Below are 16,442 nucleotides of genomic sequence, written 5' to 3' on the forward strand. Positions count from 1 at the left end.
CGTTTTTAGAAAGGCGCCTCGTCGGCCAGCGACGGCGGCGTGAGGTCGAATTCGGTTCCACCGGGCACGGTTCCCAGCCCCGGCGCAGCACTGGCCGCCGCACCGTTCGAGCCGCTGGCGTAGTCGTCGTAGGCCTGCTGGGCGTCGGACGCCTGGGCGGGCGGCAGCAGCGAGTCGTCCATATCGGCGAAGCGGGCCTGCTCTTTCAAAAAGCGCAGGTTCACGTCGCATACGGCGCCGTTGCGGTGCTTGGCGATGATGATTTCGGCCATGCCGGCAGTGGGCATGCCGTTTTCGTCCTGGTTGATGCCGTAGTACTCGGGACGGTGGATGAACGCCACGATGTCGGCGTCCTGCTCGATGGCGCCCGACTCGCGCAGGTCCGAGAGCTGCGGCCGCTTCGAACCGCCGCGCATCTCCGTAGCGCGGCTCAACTGCGAAAGGGCGATTACCGGGACGTTCAGCTCCTTGGCAATGGCTTTCAGCGTGCGCGAGATGAAAGCCACCTCCTGCTCGCGGTTGCCTTTCGAGTCCTGGTTGCCGGTCATCAGCTGCAAGTAGTCGATGACGATGATCTTGATGTCGTTGTGTATCTTCAGGCGGCGGGCCTTGGAGCGGAATTCGAAGACAGAAAGGGCCGGCGTGTCGTCGATGAACAGGGGCGCCGTGCCCAGCGGCTTGGTGGCCGATTCGAGGTGGCGCCACTGCTCGGGCGTGAGGCGGCCGGACTTGACGTCGTTGCCAGCGAGCCCGGTTTCGGCGATGATCAGACGCATCATCAGCTGCACGGAGGACATTTCGAGCGAAAAGAACGCCACGCCCTGCTCGTACTCCACGGCCATGTTGCGGGCCATCGAGAGCACGAAAGCGGTCTTGCCCATCGAGGGGCGGGCGGCAATGATGATCAGGTCCGAGAGCTGCCAGCCCAGCGTCACGCGGTCGATCGACAGAAAGCCCGACGGCACCCCGCTGAAAGCGCTCGTATTTTTCGACGCCTCCTCGATCTGCATCAGCGCACGGGAGAGGATGTCCTTGGACGACTGCACCGAGCGCTTGACGTGTCCCTCGGAAACCTTGAATATTTCGCCCTCGGCGTAGCCGATCAGCTCCGTGACGTCGGTCGATTCGTCGTAGGAGCGTCGCTGAATCTCGGTGGCCGAACGGATCAGTTCGCGCTGGACGTATTTCTGGGCGATGATCTTGGCATGGAACTCGACGTTGGCGGCCGAGCCGACTTTCTGGGTGAGCTGCGCCAGATACGACGCACCGCCCACTTTCTTCAGCTCCTTTTTGACCTTGAGGCGTTCGGTGACGGTATAGAGGTCGATGGGTTTGAGCTCCATCGACAACTCGTTGATCGCTTGGAAGATCAGGCGGTGCTCCTCGGTGTAGAACGCCTCGGGCGTGACGTACTCCTGCACGGCGATGATGCTGTCCTTTTCGAGCATCAGGGCACCCAGCACGGCCTCCTCGAGCTCGACGGCCTGGGGCGGCACGTTGCCCGCACCCTCCGCAAGGGCGTCGAATGCCTCCCGGTTGCGGTAGGAGGGGTTGAACTCTTTAGCCATTTGTTTCTCTCTTTTCAAGGTTCAAAAGTACGCATTCGGAGGGACAAATCAAAGTGAAAGGTGAACTTTGCGATCGAGCGAGGGCAAAGACCGCTTGCGTGCTTTGCCGAGCGGGAGCAAAGTCAAGCAGTCGGAGGCGATTAAGGAGGGGAATGGATAGGCTGAAGATTCCTCGCAGGCGTTCGGAACGACAATATCATGACGTTCGCGGTCCGCAGCCAGCGGAGAGCGCCTGAGCCGCAGGCGAAAGGTGCAGCCCTCCGCATCCGGGGGCTGCGGGCTGCCGCCGCCAAAGGCGGCGAGTACAAAACATAAAGCGGAAGAGACATCGCTGACGCTCGGAATGACAACGATTGACTTGCGCCCCTCGACGTTGCTCGGGGTCGAGGATGAAACAGGCGATCCCTCGACGATGCCGGGGATCGAGAATCCGGAATGACAGAAAATAATTGTGAATTTTGAATTCTGAATCGTGAATTCTGAATCGCTACGCCTTGACACCCAGTTCGCGGCGGGAGACGGCCAGCGCGGCCACGCTGACGCGGCAGCCGGGTGCGGCCTGCAAAATGGCTGAAGCGCAGGCCGCGAGCGTGCTTCCGGTGGTCATCACGTCGTCCACCAGCAACACGTGCCGCCCTTCGAGCCGGTCGGGATGCCGCACGGCGAATGCATCCTCGACGTTGCGGGCCCGCTCGCGGCGCGGCTTGAGGGCTTGTGAAGCCGTATTCCGCTTGCGGCGCACGCTGCGGCGGTCGACTTCGACGCCCAACTGCGCGGCGATCCCTTCGGCGATGTACTCCGACTGGTTGTACCCGCGGCGGCACCGTTTCAACGGGTGGAGGGGAAGCGGCACGACCACGTCCACATCGTCGTACAGACCGCTCTCGGCCAGACACCGCCCGTACCACTCGCCCATCGCGCGGGCCGTGCGCCACGCGCCGCGGTACTTGAAGCCGTGGATCAGCTGCCGCCAGCCGCTGCCGTGCAGGTAGTAGAGAAAACCCGAAGCGCGGTAGACGGGCACCAGGCCCCAGAACTTGCTCGCCACGGGGTTGTCGGCCTCGCGCCAGAAGCCCGTCAGCGGCGCCGTGGCGCGGCAAAAGCTGCAGACCGCACGTTCGCCCATCAGCAGCGGCTCGCCGCAGACCGGACAGCGCGGCGGGACGAACAGCGCCGCCACGTCGGCCATAAGTTCATTGAGGATCGACATTGACAACGACTGTAACGCGTTTGAAATCGGACTGCTCCGAAAAGGCTTTCAACTCGGCCACCAGAATTTCGCGGGCCCGGGCCGAGGAGGCGCCGCTCTCGATCTTGAGCAGCAGCCCCACGAGGTATTCGCCGCGGATGCGGTCTACCGGAGGGGTCATGGGACCCAAGAGACGGCGGCCGAAGCGGGCGCGCAGCCCGACGGCCAGCTCCTGCGCGGCGCGGCGCAGCAGCGTGGGGTCGCGGTGGCGCAGCGTGAGGGCCGTGAGCCGGGCATAGGGCGGATAAAAAAAGGCCTCGCGGTCGGCCAGCTGCTGCCGGGCCATGCCCTCGAAATCGCCCGCCACGACCTGCCGGATGACGGGATGGGCGGGTTCGGAGGTCTGGATCACCACCTCGCCGCCGTCCGAGCGCCGCCCGGCGCGCCCCGCGACCTGCATCATCAGTTGGAAAGCCCGCTCGGCAGCCCGGAAATCGGGGCTGTTCAAGAGGTTGTCGGCATTGAGAATGCCCACCAATGCCACGCCCTCGAAATCGAAGCCCTTGGTAATCATCTGCGTCCCTACCAGAATATCGGTGCGGCGCTGTGCGAAATCGGAGACGATGGCGCTGAATGCCCGCTCGGAGGTCACGCTGTCGCGGTCGAGCCGGGCCACGCGCGCCGCGGGAAAGATGCGGGCCACCTCCTCTTCGATCTTCTCGGTACCGAACCCCATCGGCGCAATGTCTGCCACCTTGCACGCAGGGCACCGGGCAGGCACCGGCTCGGTATGGCCGCAGTAGTGGCAGACGAGTTTCCCGCCGCCCTTGTGGTAGGTCAGGGTCACGTTGCACTGGGGGCAGCGGGCCGTCCAGCCGCACGAGGGGCACTCGACGTAAGGGGCGAAGCCGCGGCGGTTCTGAAAGAGCAGGACCTGCTCGCCGCGGTCGAGCGTCGCGGCGATCTTGTCGAGCAGCAGCTTGTTGAAATGGGCGTGCCGCTCGCCGCGGCGTGCCGCCCGGATGGTGTCCGAGACGAAGATTTCAGGCAGCCGGGCGTCACCGTAACGTTCGGCCAAAGTGGCGTGTCCGTACTTGCCGCTTCCGGCATTGAGCCACGTTTCGAGCGAGGGGGTGGCACTGCCTAACAGCGTGCTGCCCCCTAAGAGCCGGGCCATGACCACGGCGCAGTCGCGGGCGTGGTAGCGCGGTGCGGGATCGGCCTGCTTGTAGCTGGCGTCGTGCTCCTCGTCGACGATGACAAGCTGCAACTTTTTCAGCGGGAGAAAGATCGACGAACGGACACCTACGACGAACTCGCCGCCCTCGGAGCGGTTCAGGCGCAGGTAGGTCTCCGAGCGGCGGCGGTCCGTGAGGCGCGAGTGGTAGGGGGTCACGCGGCTGCCGAAGATGCGCTCCATGCGCTCGATCAGCTGGGCCGTCAGCGCGATTTCGGGCACCAGTAAAAGCACATCGCCGCCCCGCGCCAGGACCTCGGCGATCAGATGGATGTAGATTTCGGTCTTGCCCGAGCCCGTCACGCCGTGCAAGAGGGCGGTCGTTTTGCCCGCTTCGAACTGCGTGCGCAGGGCCTCCAGAGCGGTCTGCTGCTGCGGCGTCAATTCGGGCAGCCGGAAAGCCGGACCGCCCCGCTCGTCGGTGCGCTCGTGCTCGGCCGAGAGGATGTAGCCCTTGCGTTCGAGCGTATGCAGCACCGCGCGGTCGGCGGCAAGCAGGCGGCGGGCCACCTCGCCCACCGCAGCGCCTGCGGCGTCGCCGGCCGAGATGAGTTCGAGCATCGCCGCGTACTGGCGCGGGGCGCGCCGTTCAAGTTTTTCCAGAATTTCGTCGAGGCGCTTTTCATCGCGGTATTCCGGCGCCAGCGAGAGGTAGCACTCGGTGCGGGGGCGGAACTCCTCCTCGTCGAAGCGCTCGGCGCTGTCGGCCGAGGGTTTCATCAGCGAGGGCAGCGCCACGCGCATTACCTCTCCAAGGGAGCACATGTAATATCCCGCGATCCACTCCCAGAGCCGCATTTGCGGCTGCGTGAGCAAGGGCCGGTCGTACAACTCCCGCCCCACGGGCTTGATCCGACGGAAATCGGGCCGTCGGTCGTGGACCTTCCAGACGATCCCCATGTAGAACTTGCGCGCCCCGAACTGCACCGACACGGCCTGGCCTGCGACGAGCTCCATGCCATCGGGCACGGCGAACGTGTAGGCGGGCTGCGCCAGCGGCAGCACGATGTCGGCGAAAAGTTGCATGGCAGCGTGAAGTTGGACGAAAAGAAGCCTTGCGAATCCTTATTTGGTAAATGCCTGAAAACCTTTACCATAAACCCCCATCACCGACCCTACGGTCATGAAAGCGTCGGGATCGATGGTCTTGACGAACTTGAGGATCATCGCCGTCTCGCGCTTGCGGCAGACGACCATGACGATTTTGGAGGCCTTTTTCGAGTACCACCCCTCGGAGTCGATGAGCGTCACGCCGCGGTGGACGTTCTGCGCGATGGCGTCGGCCATCTTCTCGTAGTCGTGCGTGACGATCATCACCTGGCTCGACTGCTGGTTGCCGGACATGATCATGTCGACCGTATAGCCGAAAACGGCGGTCATGACGTAGCCGTAGATCACCGTGTCGATGTGGAACCCGACGAGCATCGAGGAGCCGATGATCACGAAATCGGAGTAGATGACGATCTTGCCGTAGCTCACGGTGCGGTACTTGTTGATGATCATGGCGGCGATGTCGGTGCCGCCTGTCGAGCCGCCCTGCATGAAGCACATGGCCACGCCGATACCGGCCAGGATACCGCCCAGGATGATCGAAAGGATGCGTTCGAGGTGGAGAAAATCGCCCGCAGGGAGGACCGACTGCCAGAAATTCATGCCCAGCGAGATGACGATGACGCAGAAAACGGTCTTCACGCCGAAATTCCAGCCCACGATGAAGCCCGCGAAGAGGAGCAGGATCCCGTTGATGATGAAGACCATCGTGCCGATCTGGATCGAGACGCCCAGCCACTCCTGAATGGCGTGGCAGAGGACCAGCGACAGACCCGCCGCGCCGCCGCCGACGCCCCGCGCCGGCAGGATGCAGCCGATCCACGCGAACGAGTAGAGCAGCATGCCGACGCTCATCAGAAAATACTCCTTGACGCTCTTCAGGGCGCTCTCCGTGGTAAGGGCTTTCATAGGCTGACGGAATTTGGCTTTTCATCCGAATCGGCGCTTTCGGGTCGCGGAGCCGCTGGAGGGGTCCCGGCCGGCGAGGCGTCCGTTCGCTGCAAAGGTATAAAAATTTCGCCTTGGTAGGTGTTTCGCGCGGCCAATCTTTTTTCGAGCAGCGCCCACAGTTGTTCGTTGCGCACCAGCCCCCAGTTGGGGCCATAGTGGTAGCGCGGCGGAGCCTCCGAGGCGAAGCGCTCGACGACCAGGTCCGAACGCAGACGGCGCAGGATTTCGACCACCAGGTCGAGATATTCGTCGAGCGTGCGGAAGCGGAACCGCGCGGGGTCGGCGTCGAACTCGCGGGCCATCGGCGTGTCGCGGAAGATTTGCAGCTGGTGGAACTTGACCGTCGTCAGCGGCAGGGCGTTGATCCGGTCGACCTGCTCCAGCAACATCTGGTCCGTCTCGCCCGGAAGCCCCAGGATAAAGTGCGCCCCGACCGCCAACCCCCGTTCGGCGCTCAGCTCCACCGCGCGGCGGGCCGCGGCGAAATCGTGGCCGCGGTTGACGGCCCGGAGCGTTGCGTCGAAAGTGGACTCGATGCCGTATTCGACGGCCACGTAGCGGTCGCGCGCCAGCGAGGCCAGCAGGTCCAGTTTGGCGGGGTCCACGCAGTCGGGCCGCGTGCCGACGACCAGCCCGGCTACCTGCGGGTGCGCGAGTGCCTCGGCATAGAGGTCACGCAACCGCGCAAGCGGTGCATAGGTGTTCGAAAAGGACTGGAAATAGACCAGGTAGCGCTGGGCTGTGCGGTAGCGGTTGCGATGGAAAGCGATGCCCTCCTCGATCTGCTCGCCGATGCTACGCCCCGTCATACAGTAGGAGGGGGTGAACGCTCCGTTGTTGCAGAACGTACACCCTCCCCGTGCTATCGTGCCGTCGCGGTTGGGGCACGTGAAGCCCGCGTCGACCGAGATTTTCTGAATCCGTCCTCCCATCAGCCTCCGGAAATACCCCGCATAAGAGTTGAACCGGCGCGTGTCGCCCCAGGGATAGTTCATCGTGTGCCCGTTAGAAATTCCAATCGCTCGGCTTGTATGTATCCTTGGGCGCATTGGGCACATTGGCGAAGAACGTATGCCCGGTCAGGCGTTCGATCTCGGCGACGCTCTTGAAAACACCCTTAGATTCAAAGTCAGAGGCTTTCACCACCTCGCCCTTGCTGTAAGCCTTGTGACGCACCATGATTCCGATAGTTTGCAACTCCTCGCGTGTGCAATCGACCACCCATTTGCGGCCCGCGCTCTTTTTGGCTTTGAGCAGCACGAGGTAGTAGTGGGTGGGGATGGTCGTTCCCTCGACCACCTTGGAGGTGTTTTCCCAATAGGTGCCCACGACCTGGTAGCAGGTATCGGCCAGACCGCGCCACTGCTTGTCTACCCAGTCCTCGGCCGTGTTCCACTGTCCGCCTCCCGTGTTGAAATAGGTCTGTATCTGCGGACCGATGTTCGAATAGTAGAAGACGTCGCGGTTGACGGCCGTCGTCACGCGCCGCTCGTTTGAACCGAGCATGTGGCCGCGGGTGTAGCCGTTCCAGTGGCCGGCCTGGGTACACCGGATGTCCGGATCGGTGCGGTAATTTTTCGAACGATTCACCGAACCCGTATAGCAGTCGTGCAGCGGGGCCGCCACCCAGACCGGGCATTTGTAGCTCTTCGAGTAGCAGGTAGTGAAATTGCGCGCCTTGGTGCCGCTCCGCGGATAGTCCGGACAGAGGTGGTAGGCATAGAAATAATCGTTGTTGAGTTTCATGGCATCCTCCATAGGCAGCTCCGCCCAACCGGTATAGCGCACGCCCTCGACCGGCTTGCCCGACTCGTCGAGGGTCATGAAAGACGCGGTGCCGCTCGTGTAGGTCCGGCCGTCGATCTCGACGCACAGCCGGTAGGAGTAGCGAGTAGCGGGCGCAAGGCCCGTCAGCGAGAACGTCTTGGTGCCGGGCTCGATGCTCTGAAGCGCCGCTCGCTGCTCGGCGGCATCCGAAGCGTTATAAAGGAAATAGGCGCCGGTGACGCGCTTGTCTCCCGCATAGGTATAGGAACAGGTGATCGTCGCGCTGTTTTTGGTCAGGGCGCTGACCGAGGGCGAACCGAACTGCGGCTCAACGACCGGATCGGGATCGGGGGTCGCGCCGCCCTGGCCGCCGCAGGTGATCTCGATGGACTCGATGTAGCTGGCCCCGTCGCCGCTGCGCAGCATGAAATAGCGGTACGAGTAGCCCGTGCAGTCGAAAACATAGGTTTCGCCCGTCTTGACGGCTTGCAGTTCCGTCTGGGCCGGAACGGGCGTGTCGCCCAGCGCAAGCGTCATATCCGTATTGCCCGAGGCCCGGTATACCACCTCGACGCGACGCACGACGCCCATGTCGTCGGCATTGGCCAGATAACCGGAGGTTCTCTTGAATTGGATTCCGCTGCCGAAATCGGCCGCATTCTTGATCCGGTATCGGTGCCCGCCCAGCGAGACGGTCGTCTCCTCGGAGGGGTATTGGTCGGGCCACTGGTCATTGGCCGTGAGCGTCTGGACCACCTCGGGCTGGTCCGGCCCGGGCTGCTGCCCGGCCTGCCGGATACGCACCGTGACGGGACTCGCCCCCGTGTAGGTCAACGTGAGCGTAGCGTTGCGCTCCGAGGCTTCGGGATTGGAATCGACGTGGAACGCGATCTCGCCCGGCTCGGTGTTGTCGATCGAATTGACCCACGCGCTGTTGCTCGAAGCCTCGGCCCACTCGCCCTCGATCGGATTGTGGACCAGGTAGGTAATCGTGCAGTCATCCGCGGCAGCCGGCAGGTTCATGGGCTGCAAACTGGTGATCTCCAGCACCGGTGTCGAACCGATCCGATCGGTGCGGAACGTGACCGCTTCGCTTCGAATCTGCGTCGTACCCCACCGGACGAACGCATAAGCCCGATACTCCGCACCCGACCTCAGATCGGTCAGGCGGCAGCGCAGCGTGCCGCCGTCCACGTCGGGGTTGTCGATTACCGTGTAATCGCTCTCTTGAGCATCCAGTTCGCCGTAGGCGATGCCGTGCGGCAGGGACGAAAGCATGGCATTGTCGATCAGCGACGGAAAAGCGACGGTCGCCGTGGTGACCGATACATCGGACGCTTGGGGAGGGGTTGTAAATCGCAGGTTCGGTTCCGCCGTATCGTCGCTGTTGCAGCCGACAAGGGCCACGGCGAGGGCCCATGCAAAAAGGGTGAAAAAGTGCTTCATTGTAGATGGATTGTTAATCTTTGTGTTTCGAGTCGATCCAGATGGTAACGGGACCGTCGTTGGTGAGCGCGACCTGCATGTCGGCGCCGAACCGGCCGGTAGGGACATCGCGCCCCAGCAGCTCCGCCACGCGCGCAGCGAAGCGTTCGTAGAGCGGGCGCGAGACGGCTTCGGGCGCCGCATGGATGTAGGAGGGCCGGTTGCCCTTGCGCGTCGAAGCCATCAGGGTGAACTGGCTCACGACCAGCACCTCGCCCCCGGCCTGCGCCACGTCGCGGTTCATCACCCCTTGCGCGTCGTCGAAGATGCGCAGGCGCACCAGTTTCGAGGCCAGGTATTCCATATCCTCCGCCGTATCGTCCGTCCCGACTCCCACGAGGACGAGCAAACCCGGGCCGATCCGGGAGAGGAGTTCACCGCCGACAGAGACGGACGCGTGGCTAACGCGTTGAATCAGCATGCGCATACGGTCGTCTTACAGTTTTTCGAAATGGGCCCACAGTTTGTCCTCGCGGGGCACGGGAGCCGTGACCGAGACGGTCAGGCGACTTACGGGGTGCTCGAACTCCACCTGCCGCGAATGGAGCGAAATGCCCCCTGAGGGGAGCGAACGCCGCGCGCCGTATTTGAGATCGCCGCGGATCGGGCACCCGATCTTCGAGAGCTGGGCGCGTATCTGGTGGTGGCGGCCCGTCAGCAGTTCGACCTCGAGGAGCGCATAGCGGTCGCCGAAGCCGATCGTGCGGTAGCGCAGCCGGGCCTCTTTGGCATCGCCTTTCGGGGCGTCGAGGGCCCGCGAACGGTTGGTCCGCCCGTCGCGCAGAATATAGTGGCGCAGTTCGCCGCTTTCGGGCTCGGGCGTCTGCTCCGTAAGGGCCCAATAGGTCTTGCGGATGCGGCCCTCGCGGATCATCTCGTTCAGGCGCGCGAGAGCTTTCGAGGTCTTGGCGAAGAGCACGGCGCCGCTCACGGGGCGGTCGATGCGGTGCACCACGCCCAGAAACACGGCACCGGGCTTGGCGTCACGCTCTTTGATAAAGGCTTTGATCCGATCCTCCAGGGCGCTCGCGCCCGACGGATCGGGCTGCACCAGGTCGCCGCAGTGTTTGTCGACGATCAAAAGGTGGTTGTCTTCGTACAGGATGTCGTCCGGGTCGAACATGTCGCGTTCAGAGAATGAATGTAAAGGGCAGCAGCAGGGAGGCGGAATCGACCACCGAGGCCGTGCCGTTGCCGCTCATGATGACGCGCATGGGGCTGCCCTGACGGCGTTCGACGTCGACCATCACCTGGCGGCACTGGCCGCAGGGATAGCACTCGCGCTCCGACGGGTCGGAGGCGATGGCCAGCGTCTCGATCGGGTCGTCGGCATAGTTGGCTTCGGCGTAGAAGAGCAGCGTCCGCTCGGCACACAGCCCGGCCGGATAGACCTCGCTCTCGAAATTGCTGCCGTAGAGAATTTTTCCGCTGCGCAGCCGCGCGGCGGCGCCCACCTGGAATTTCGAATAGGGCGCATGGGCATTGGCCGTGACGCGCTGGGCTTCGGCCACCAGTTTGCGGTCCGCCTCCGGAAGCGCGGCAAGCGCCTCATAATGCGCATAGTTGAAACTGAACTGTTTTTCCATACTCCTTAGTTTTTTATGGGCAAAGTAAACAAAGATAATACAAATTGCGATGAATTCAAAATTCATAATGCATAATTCACAATTATTCGATAGACCGCAGCCGCCTTTTCAAGCCGCATTCCGACTTTCACTGCTGGCAGCAGTCGAGCGCAGGTAGTTTCAATCGGTGTGATGCAGATACCTACATCGTGAAGAACGGAGCAGTTTTTGATTTTAGAGGAGCCGGATGCCCCGGATGAGTAGTACAAAAGTACGTCCCAATTCGCGCGCGGGAGGTCAAGTGGAAAGAAGCCTAATGAATCCGAAAAAAGTTTTTGATTTTAGGCGAGATAGTTTCGTGCATCGTGAAGAACGGGGCGGATGGGTAGTATTGAGGTACGTCCCATTCGCCCCGTTCGAGGGATGTGCGGAAATATCCGCATAAAATCGAAAACTACTCCAAGATGAATTTGGCCTGGATGCTGTATTCGAGCTTGATGGTCTTGAAATCGAGCGGCTCGCTGCCGGCGGCCTCCTCGGCGAAATCGGCCTTGGCCATGGCGCGCACGGCCAGGGTGTTGTTATAGTAGTAGGGCATGACGTCGTTGTTGGAGTCGTAGATGTAGAAGCATTTGCCGATGGACTGTCCGATGGCCTGAGCCAATGTGGCGGCATTCTGCCTGGCATTCTGCATGGCGGCTATGCGCACCTCCTCCTTGTACCGGTCGATCTCGGTGTGGGAGACTTTCTGGATCGCCACGTTGGAGATGCCCAGCCCGTCGAGGGCCTGCCACACCTGGGCCACCTTGGCGGCCGAGTTGAGCAGCAGCTGGTACTTGGCCGAAGCCACCGAGGTTTTCTTCTTGAAGAATTCGCTCGAGAGGTTGGCCACCTTGAGCTGCTTCTCGACATTCACGCCCAGCCTTTTGAGCGCCGCGATCATGTCGCGCTGCTGGCTCTCGACCGAAATTTTGCCTTTCGAGTCGCGTTCGTTGATGAGGATCGAGAGGTAGAACTCGTCGGGGGTAATCTCTTTCTCGGCGCGTCCGTTGACCTGCACATAGCTCGGAAACGCCTCCTGGGTGTTCTGTGCCGCAGCCGGGAATGCCACCAGCGCCACGACGAGGATCGAAATCAGTTTTTTCATGGTTTTACGGTTTTTGGTTCGCACTGCAAAGATGATGCAAGCCCGGTGCCGGGTCGGCACTCGGAGCACCCTTTGCTTGCAATAGAAACGTCCGAAACGCGAAAATACTGCACCGAACGCGGACGAAATTACTTGCCGCGCCCGAGCCGCAGCCGCTTGATCTCCTTTTTGGTCATCTCGCGCGTGAGCAGATCCTCGTTCATCGCGGGGGTGTAGCTCCTGCCGTGATCCAGGCGCACGGCACTCTCCTCGACCGTCAGGAACGGCGGGAAGAAATGCACTTTTTCGACCTCGGGAATATCCCCCTCGCCCGGCACGCCGCGGAGGTAGTAGAACTGCACGCTGACATCGTACCGCTCCCCGTCGTAAGTGCCCGCCAGGGCCAGCGGCGTCCCGGGCAGCACCTCGTCACCCTCGGACACGAAAAGATTCTCCCCGTCGAGGCAGACATACCAGGCGAAACTGCCGTCTCTCTGTTCGATCCGCACGCTCGTACTGCGGGAGGTGAAACTCACGCGCGGAGCATCCTGGGCTCGTTTCTCGGCCACTTTGACGTCGGTGACCACGCCCCGCCGGGCGGCGTAGACCGTATCGCCCCGTTGCAGGCTGAAATGGGTGCCCAGGCGCCGCTGCTCGGAGCGGGGCTTGCGGTACTTGTCGAGCACGTAGACGCCGCCGGTCACCCGGATGGGTTTGCGGGTCGAGCAAGGCATGCGGCAGACCAGCGTAGTGTCGACGGGCGGGTCCAGACGCCCCTCGATCGTGCGCATGGAGTAGCCGTACCCGATACTGCGTGCGGCGTCGGAGGGACGCAGCGTGAAAAGCCGCTGCCCGGTGGAACGGACCTCGTAACGCGAGGTCCCCTCGGAGGCGCCGCAGTTGGTGAGCTCCCTGAGCGTCACGAAAGCAGTCAGCGTGCCGGGGTACTGTTTGTTGTCGAGGTAAAATTCGACATGCTTGTTCTCCAGGCGCTCGACCCGCATGCGGGGCTGCGCGGATGCAGGGGCCGCATAAAGCACGACCAACGCTGCGAAAAGGATTCGTTTCATATGGGGCAGGGTTATTTTCGGCGGACCAGTTTCACGACGTTTTCCACGTGGTGCGTGTGGGGGAACATGTCCACGGGCTGCACCCGTTCGACGCGGTAAGCGGCGTCCAGCAGCGCCAGGTCGCGGGCTTGGGTCGCGGGGTTGCAGCTCACGTAGACGATCCGCGCGGGCGCGGCGCGCAGAATCACCTCCAGCACCGGTTCATCGACCCCGGCCCGCGGGGGATCGAGGATAATGACGTCGGGGCGGCCGTTGCGCGAGACGAACTCGTCGTCCAGCACCGCTTTCATGTCGCCGGCGTAGAACACCGTATTTTCGATCCCGTTCAGGGTCGAATTCACGCGAGCGTCCTCGATGGCTTCGGCCACGTATTCCACGCCGACGACCCGGCGGCAGCGGGCGGCGCAGAAATTGGCGATCGTGCCCGTGCCGGTGTAGAGGTCGTAGAGCACGTCGTCGGGGCCGAGGTCGGCGAACTCCCGCGCCACCTTGTAGAGTTCGTAGGCCTGGGCCGAGTTGGTCTGGTAGAACGACTTGGGCCCCACCTTGAATTGCAGCCCCTCCATCCGCTCGACGATGTGGTCCTTGCCGCGGTATAAGACCGGTGCGAGGTCCCCCACCGAATCGTTGAATTTTTCGTTGACGATATAAAAGAGCGACGTGACGGCCGGGAACGTCTCCGCCAAATGATCCAAAAGCGCCGCGATGCGGGGCCGGTCGTCGGCGCCGAAGACGACGATCACCATCACCTCGCCCGTCGAGGAGGTTCTGACGACGAGGTTGCGCATCAGCCCGCGGTGCTCGCGTGCATTGTGGAACGTGTAGCCGTGCTCGATGCAGAAGCGCCGGGCTTCGAGACGGATGGCGTTCGAGGGGTCGGGCTGGAGCCAGCACTTGCGGATGTCGAGCACCTTGTCGAACATGCCCGGGATATGGAACCCGAGGGCCGGAGTGTCAGCGATCTCACCGCCCGCAGCCACCTCCTCGCGCGTGAGCCAGCGGCGGTCGGCAAAGGTGAATTCGAGCTTGTTGCGGTAGAAACGGGTCTCGGCCGAACCGAGGCACGGGGCGATCCCGGGCAGGGCGATCTTGCCGATGCGCGTGAGCTGGTCGCGGACCTGTTCGGTCTTGAAGCGCAGCTGCTCGTCGTAAGGCAGGTTCTGCCACTTGCAGCCGCCGCACGTGCCGAAATGTTCGCAGAACGGCTCCGCGCGCAAGGGGGATCGCTTCACGTAGCGGACCACGAAGCCCTCCATGTAGCGGCGGCGTTTGGAACGGATCTGCACGTCGACCACGTCGCCCGGCACGGTCATCGGCACGAAGACCACCACATCCCCCCAGTGTCCCATCGCCTTGCCCTCGGCTGCGAGCGTCGTAATTTCGAGCCCCTCCAGGAGGGGGTAATTCGCTTTCTTTCTTGCCATGCGGTTTTTAACTTTGAGTGCAAAGTTAAAACAATTAAAAATTAAGAGTTAAAAATTAAAAATTATTTCTTGCAGGCCCAACCCTCCAATTTTTTATTTCTTAATTTTTAATTCTCAATTTGGCTCTCTGCCTTACGCCGCCCAGCCAGAACCCGAGGGCGAACGGTCCGCCGATGAGCACGACGAGCGCAAGGACCAGATAGAACAACACCTTGCCCACCAGCCCCGGCACGGCATCGAGCGTCTCCCGGACCAGTTCGTCCGCCGAACGGCGCAGGGTGTCGACCAGCGCCTCGCGCTCGGCCGTCACGAAGCGCTGCAACTCGCTCCGCTGGCGGTCGAAATCGGCGAAAGCGCTGCCGACCGCATCGTTCACCGTCCGGATCAGCTGCCCCGCCTGCTCGTTTAGCCCCTCCAGCACGCTGTCCGAAATCTCCGGGAGGTGCTCGGCCACCACGACGAGGCGGTTGAAATTGCGTTCGAGCGAATCGAGCTGCGCCCCGACCTGCGTGCGGATGCTGTCCTGCTGCAACTGCATCTGGATCATGTCTTTCGACCAGCCGATGCTGCTGGCAAGCTGCTGGGTCTGGCCGCTGAGGCGGTCGTTCACGTCGGAGAGCACCTCGGCGATCGATCCCGTCGCGTAGGCGTACTCGACGCCGTTGTCACGCAGAAATTCGATCCACCGGAGGGTTGTGTTGGACGCTCCGGCATCGGGTTCCGCCAGGGGATGCTCGCGGACGTATTGCCCGACGAAGCGCGCCATCAGTTCGTAGCGCTCCGTCGGGAGCTCCTGCCGGGCCAGCTTCGCAATCTGCTCGTCGAGCCGGGCAGCCGCGGTGCGCGCCAGGTCGCTCCGGGCCCCGAACAGAAGCGAATCGGGAGCCGCAGCGAACCCCTCGTCCATGCGGCGGCAGAGAATCCACAAATCGGCCAGCGCCACCTCGGGAATGCCCTGCATGGCGGCCGTAACGCCTGCGCGCGTGGCGCGGATTTTCCACCTCACGGCCGCCACGCGGGTCGCCAAGTCCGGCGCCGCCGAGGCGATCGAATCGGCCGTGCGGGCGACCTCCGAGGCCAGGTCGTAATAGAACCCGCGCGTCAGTGTTCTGATCCGCACGTCCTCCTTGGGAAGCGGATCGCCCGTCGAGACGGAGACTTTGAGCAGCGAACAGCCCGTCAACGTTGCGGCCAGGAGCATCGCAAGGGCCAGCGGAGCAACGGTACGTTTATCCATAGCAATCGATTTGAGAGCGAAAGGTAGGCAAAATCCGGCAAAAAGCACTATCTTTGCTCCAACGACTCCCGAAAAAACCGTACCGATATGAAAATAGCCTCCCTTACGTTCAACCCCATCGAGGAGAACACCTACGTTGTCTGGGACGACACCCGCGAAGCCGTGGTGATCGACGCCGGAAACAGCTCGCCGCGCGAGGATGCGGCGCTGGACAATTTCATCGCCGAGCACGACCTGAAGCCCGTCCTGGCGGTCAACACCCACGGCCATTTCGACCACACGCTGGGGGTCGAACACGTCAAGCAGCGCTACGGCATTCCGTTCGCGCTCTCGTCGAAAGACCAATTCCTGCTTGATAACGCCTCGACGAGCGGCTCGGTGTTCGGCGTGAAGATCGGTGCCATGCCCCGGGCGGAGATCGACCTGGACGCGACCCCCGAAATTCGTTTCGGAACGACGACCCTCAAAGTCATTCCCACCCCGGGCCACACCCCGGGCCACGTCGCGCTCTACGATCCCGCGTCGAAAGCGCTCTTCACGGGCGACACGCTCTTCCGCGAGTCGATCGGCCGCACGGACCTGCCCGGAGGCGACTACTCGTGGATCATGCGCTCGATCCTCGACCGGCTCCTCCCGCTGGGCGAGGAGGTGCGCATCTACCCCGGCCACGGCCCCGAGTCGACCATCGGGCACGAGTTGCTCTACAATCCCTTTGTGGTCGAGGTGCTCAACCGGGAGGTCGATCCGAATTAAGAATTAAAAATTAAGAATTA

The 16,442-nt window shown here is 62.6% G+C and carries 14 protein-coding genes; 1 reads left to right on the plus strand and 13 read right to left on the minus strand.

The window, feature by feature from the left end; translation table 11 throughout:
• Nucleotides 1-5: 5 nt before the first annotated feature.
• The 13 genes from dnaB to ACMQ11_RS02165 all read right to left on the minus strand — a co-directional run bounded on the left by dnaB (nucleotide 6) and on the right by ACMQ11_RS02165 (nucleotide 15,669).
• The gene (gene dnaB, locus ACMQ11_RS02105) at nucleotides 6-1,568 is read right to left on the minus strand and encodes a replicative DNA helicase (protein ID WP_418991010.1); all 1,563 of its coding nucleotides are present in this window, start codon (nucleotides 1,566-1,568) and stop codon (nucleotides 6-8) included.
• A gap of 487 nt (nucleotides 1,569-2,055) precedes the next feature.
• Complete coding sequence (locus ACMQ11_RS02110; protein ID WP_418991011.1) at nucleotides 2,056-2,778, minus strand: ComF family protein; 723 nt, start codon at nucleotides 2,776-2,778, stop codon at nucleotides 2,056-2,058.
• Nucleotides 2,762-5,020, minus strand: a complete 2,259-nt coding sequence (priA, locus tag ACMQ11_RS02115; RefSeq protein ID WP_418991012.1) for a replication restart helicase PriA — start codon at nucleotides 5,018-5,020, stop codon at nucleotides 2,762-2,764. The genes ACMQ11_RS02110 and priA overlap by 17 nt, the downstream gene beginning before the upstream one ends.
• Nucleotides 5,021-5,059: 39 nt before the next feature.
• Entirely contained in the window at nucleotides 5,060-5,953 is an 894-nt protein-coding gene (locus tag ACMQ11_RS02120) for a YitT family protein (protein WP_418991013.1), read from the minus strand.
• The gene (locus tag ACMQ11_RS02125; RefSeq protein WP_418991014.1) at nucleotides 5,950-6,990 is read right to left on the minus strand and encodes a TIGR01212 family radical SAM protein; all 1,041 of its coding nucleotides are present in this window, start codon (nucleotides 6,988-6,990) and stop codon (nucleotides 5,950-5,952) included. The genes ACMQ11_RS02120 and ACMQ11_RS02125 overlap by 4 nt, the downstream gene beginning before the upstream one ends.
• A gap of 10 nt (nucleotides 6,991-7,000) precedes the next feature.
• Entirely contained in the window at nucleotides 7,001-9,208 is a 2,208-nt protein-coding gene (locus tag ACMQ11_RS02130; protein ID WP_418991015.1) for a DNA/RNA non-specific endonuclease, read from the minus strand.
• Nucleotides 9,209-9,221: 13 nt separating this feature from the next.
• On the minus strand, nucleotides 9,222-9,674 hold the full coding sequence (dtd, locus tag ACMQ11_RS02135; protein ID WP_418991016.1) for a D-aminoacyl-tRNA deacylase: 453 nt from the start codon (nucleotides 9,672-9,674) through the stop codon (nucleotides 9,222-9,224).
• 9 nt (nucleotides 9,675-9,683) lie between these two features.
• Nucleotides 9,684-10,370 carry an RluA family pseudouridine synthase gene (locus ACMQ11_RS02140; RefSeq protein WP_418991017.1) on the minus strand — a complete coding sequence of 229 codons (687 nt, stop codon included), beginning with the start codon at nucleotides 10,368-10,370 and terminating at the stop codon, nucleotides 9,684-9,686.
• 7 nt (nucleotides 10,371-10,377) lie between these two features.
• Nucleotides 10,378-10,833, minus strand: coding sequence for a cytidine deaminase (locus ACMQ11_RS02145; protein WP_418991018.1), 456 nt, complete (start codon nucleotides 10,831-10,833; stop codon nucleotides 10,378-10,380).
• A gap of 433 nt (nucleotides 10,834-11,266) precedes the next feature.
• Nucleotides 11,267-11,959 carry an SIMPL domain-containing protein gene (locus ACMQ11_RS02150; protein ID WP_418991019.1) on the minus strand — a complete coding sequence of 231 codons (693 nt, stop codon included), beginning with the start codon at nucleotides 11,957-11,959 and terminating at the stop codon, nucleotides 11,267-11,269.
• 128 nt (nucleotides 11,960-12,087) lie between these two features.
• Entirely contained in the window at nucleotides 12,088-13,008 is a 921-nt protein-coding gene (locus tag ACMQ11_RS02155; RefSeq protein WP_418991020.1) for a hypothetical protein, read from the minus strand.
• 11 nt (nucleotides 13,009-13,019) lie between these two features.
• Complete coding sequence (gene rlmD, locus ACMQ11_RS02160) at nucleotides 13,020-14,432, minus strand: 23S rRNA (uracil(1939)-C(5))-methyltransferase RlmD (protein ID WP_418991021.1); 1,413 nt, start codon at nucleotides 14,430-14,432, stop codon at nucleotides 13,020-13,022.
• A gap of 100 nt (nucleotides 14,433-14,532) precedes the next feature.
• Nucleotides 14,533-15,669: a hypothetical protein gene (locus ACMQ11_RS02165; protein ID WP_418991022.1), complete on the minus strand. Its 1,137-nt coding sequence runs from the start codon at nucleotides 15,667-15,669 to the stop codon at nucleotides 14,533-14,535.
• A gap of 87 nt (nucleotides 15,670-15,756) precedes the next feature.
• Here ACMQ11_RS02165 and ACMQ11_RS02170 point away from each other — a divergent pair, with 87 nt between their 5' ends.
• A complete protein-coding gene (locus ACMQ11_RS02170; protein ID WP_418991023.1) occupies nucleotides 15,757-16,422 on the plus strand; it encodes an MBL fold metallo-hydrolase in 666 nt (221 codons plus the stop codon).
• Nucleotides 16,423-16,442 lie beyond the last annotated feature (20 nt).

The organism is Alistipes sp. (genome assembly GCF_048465575.1).
In the GTDB taxonomy this organism is placed as follows: Bacteria; Bacteroidota; Bacteroidia; order Bacteroidales; family Rikenellaceae; genus Alistipes.

Excerpts from the sequence above, each read along its gene's own strand:
- dnaB (WP_418991010.1), bottom strand. The coding sequence starts at position 1,568 with ATGGCTAAAGAGTTCAACCCCTCCTACCGCAACCGGGAGGCATTCGAC.
- ACMQ11_RS02110 (WP_418991011.1), bottom strand. The coding sequence starts at position 2,778 with ATGTCGATCCTCAATGAACTTATGGCCGACGTGGCGGCGCTGTTCGTC.
- priA (WP_418991012.1), bottom strand. The coding sequence starts at position 5,020 with ATGCAACTTTTCGCCGACATCGTGCTGCCGCTGGCGCAGCCCGCCTAC.
- ACMQ11_RS02120 (WP_418991013.1), bottom strand. The coding sequence starts at position 5,953 with ATGAAAGCCCTTACCACGGAGAGCGCCCTGAAGAGCGTCAAGGAGTAT.
- ACMQ11_RS02125 (WP_418991014.1), bottom strand. The coding sequence starts at position 6,990 with ATGAACTATCCCTGGGGCGACACGCGCCGGTTCAACTCTTATGCGGGG.
- ACMQ11_RS02130 (WP_418991015.1), bottom strand. The coding sequence starts at position 9,208 with ATGAAGCACTTTTTCACCCTTTTTGCATGGGCCCTCGCCGTGGCCCTT.
- dtd (WP_418991016.1), bottom strand. The coding sequence starts at position 9,674 with ATGCGCATGCTGATTCAACGCGTTAGCCACGCGTCCGTCTCTGTCGGC.
- ACMQ11_RS02140 (WP_418991017.1), bottom strand. The coding sequence starts at position 10,370 with ATGTTCGACCCGGACGACATCCTGTACGAAGACAACCACCTTTTGATC.
- ACMQ11_RS02145 (WP_418991018.1), bottom strand. The coding sequence starts at position 10,833 with ATGGAAAAACAGTTCAGTTTCAACTATGCGCATTATGAGGCGCTTGCC.
- ACMQ11_RS02150 (WP_418991019.1), bottom strand. The coding sequence starts at position 11,959 with ATGAAAAAACTGATTTCGATCCTCGTCGTGGCGCTGGTGGCATTCCCG.
- ACMQ11_RS02155 (WP_418991020.1), bottom strand. The coding sequence starts at position 13,008 with ATGAAACGAATCCTTTTCGCAGCGTTGGTCGTGCTTTATGCGGCCCCT.
- rlmD (WP_418991021.1), bottom strand. The coding sequence starts at position 14,432 with ATGGCAAGAAAGAAAGCGAATTACCCCCTCCTGGAGGGGCTCGAAATT.
- ACMQ11_RS02165 (WP_418991022.1), bottom strand. The coding sequence starts at position 15,669 with ATGGATAAACGTACCGTTGCTCCGCTGGCCCTTGCGATGCTCCTGGCC.
- ACMQ11_RS02170 (WP_418991023.1), top strand. The coding sequence starts at position 15,757 with ATGAAAATAGCCTCCCTTACGTTCAACCCCATCGAGGAGAACACCTAC.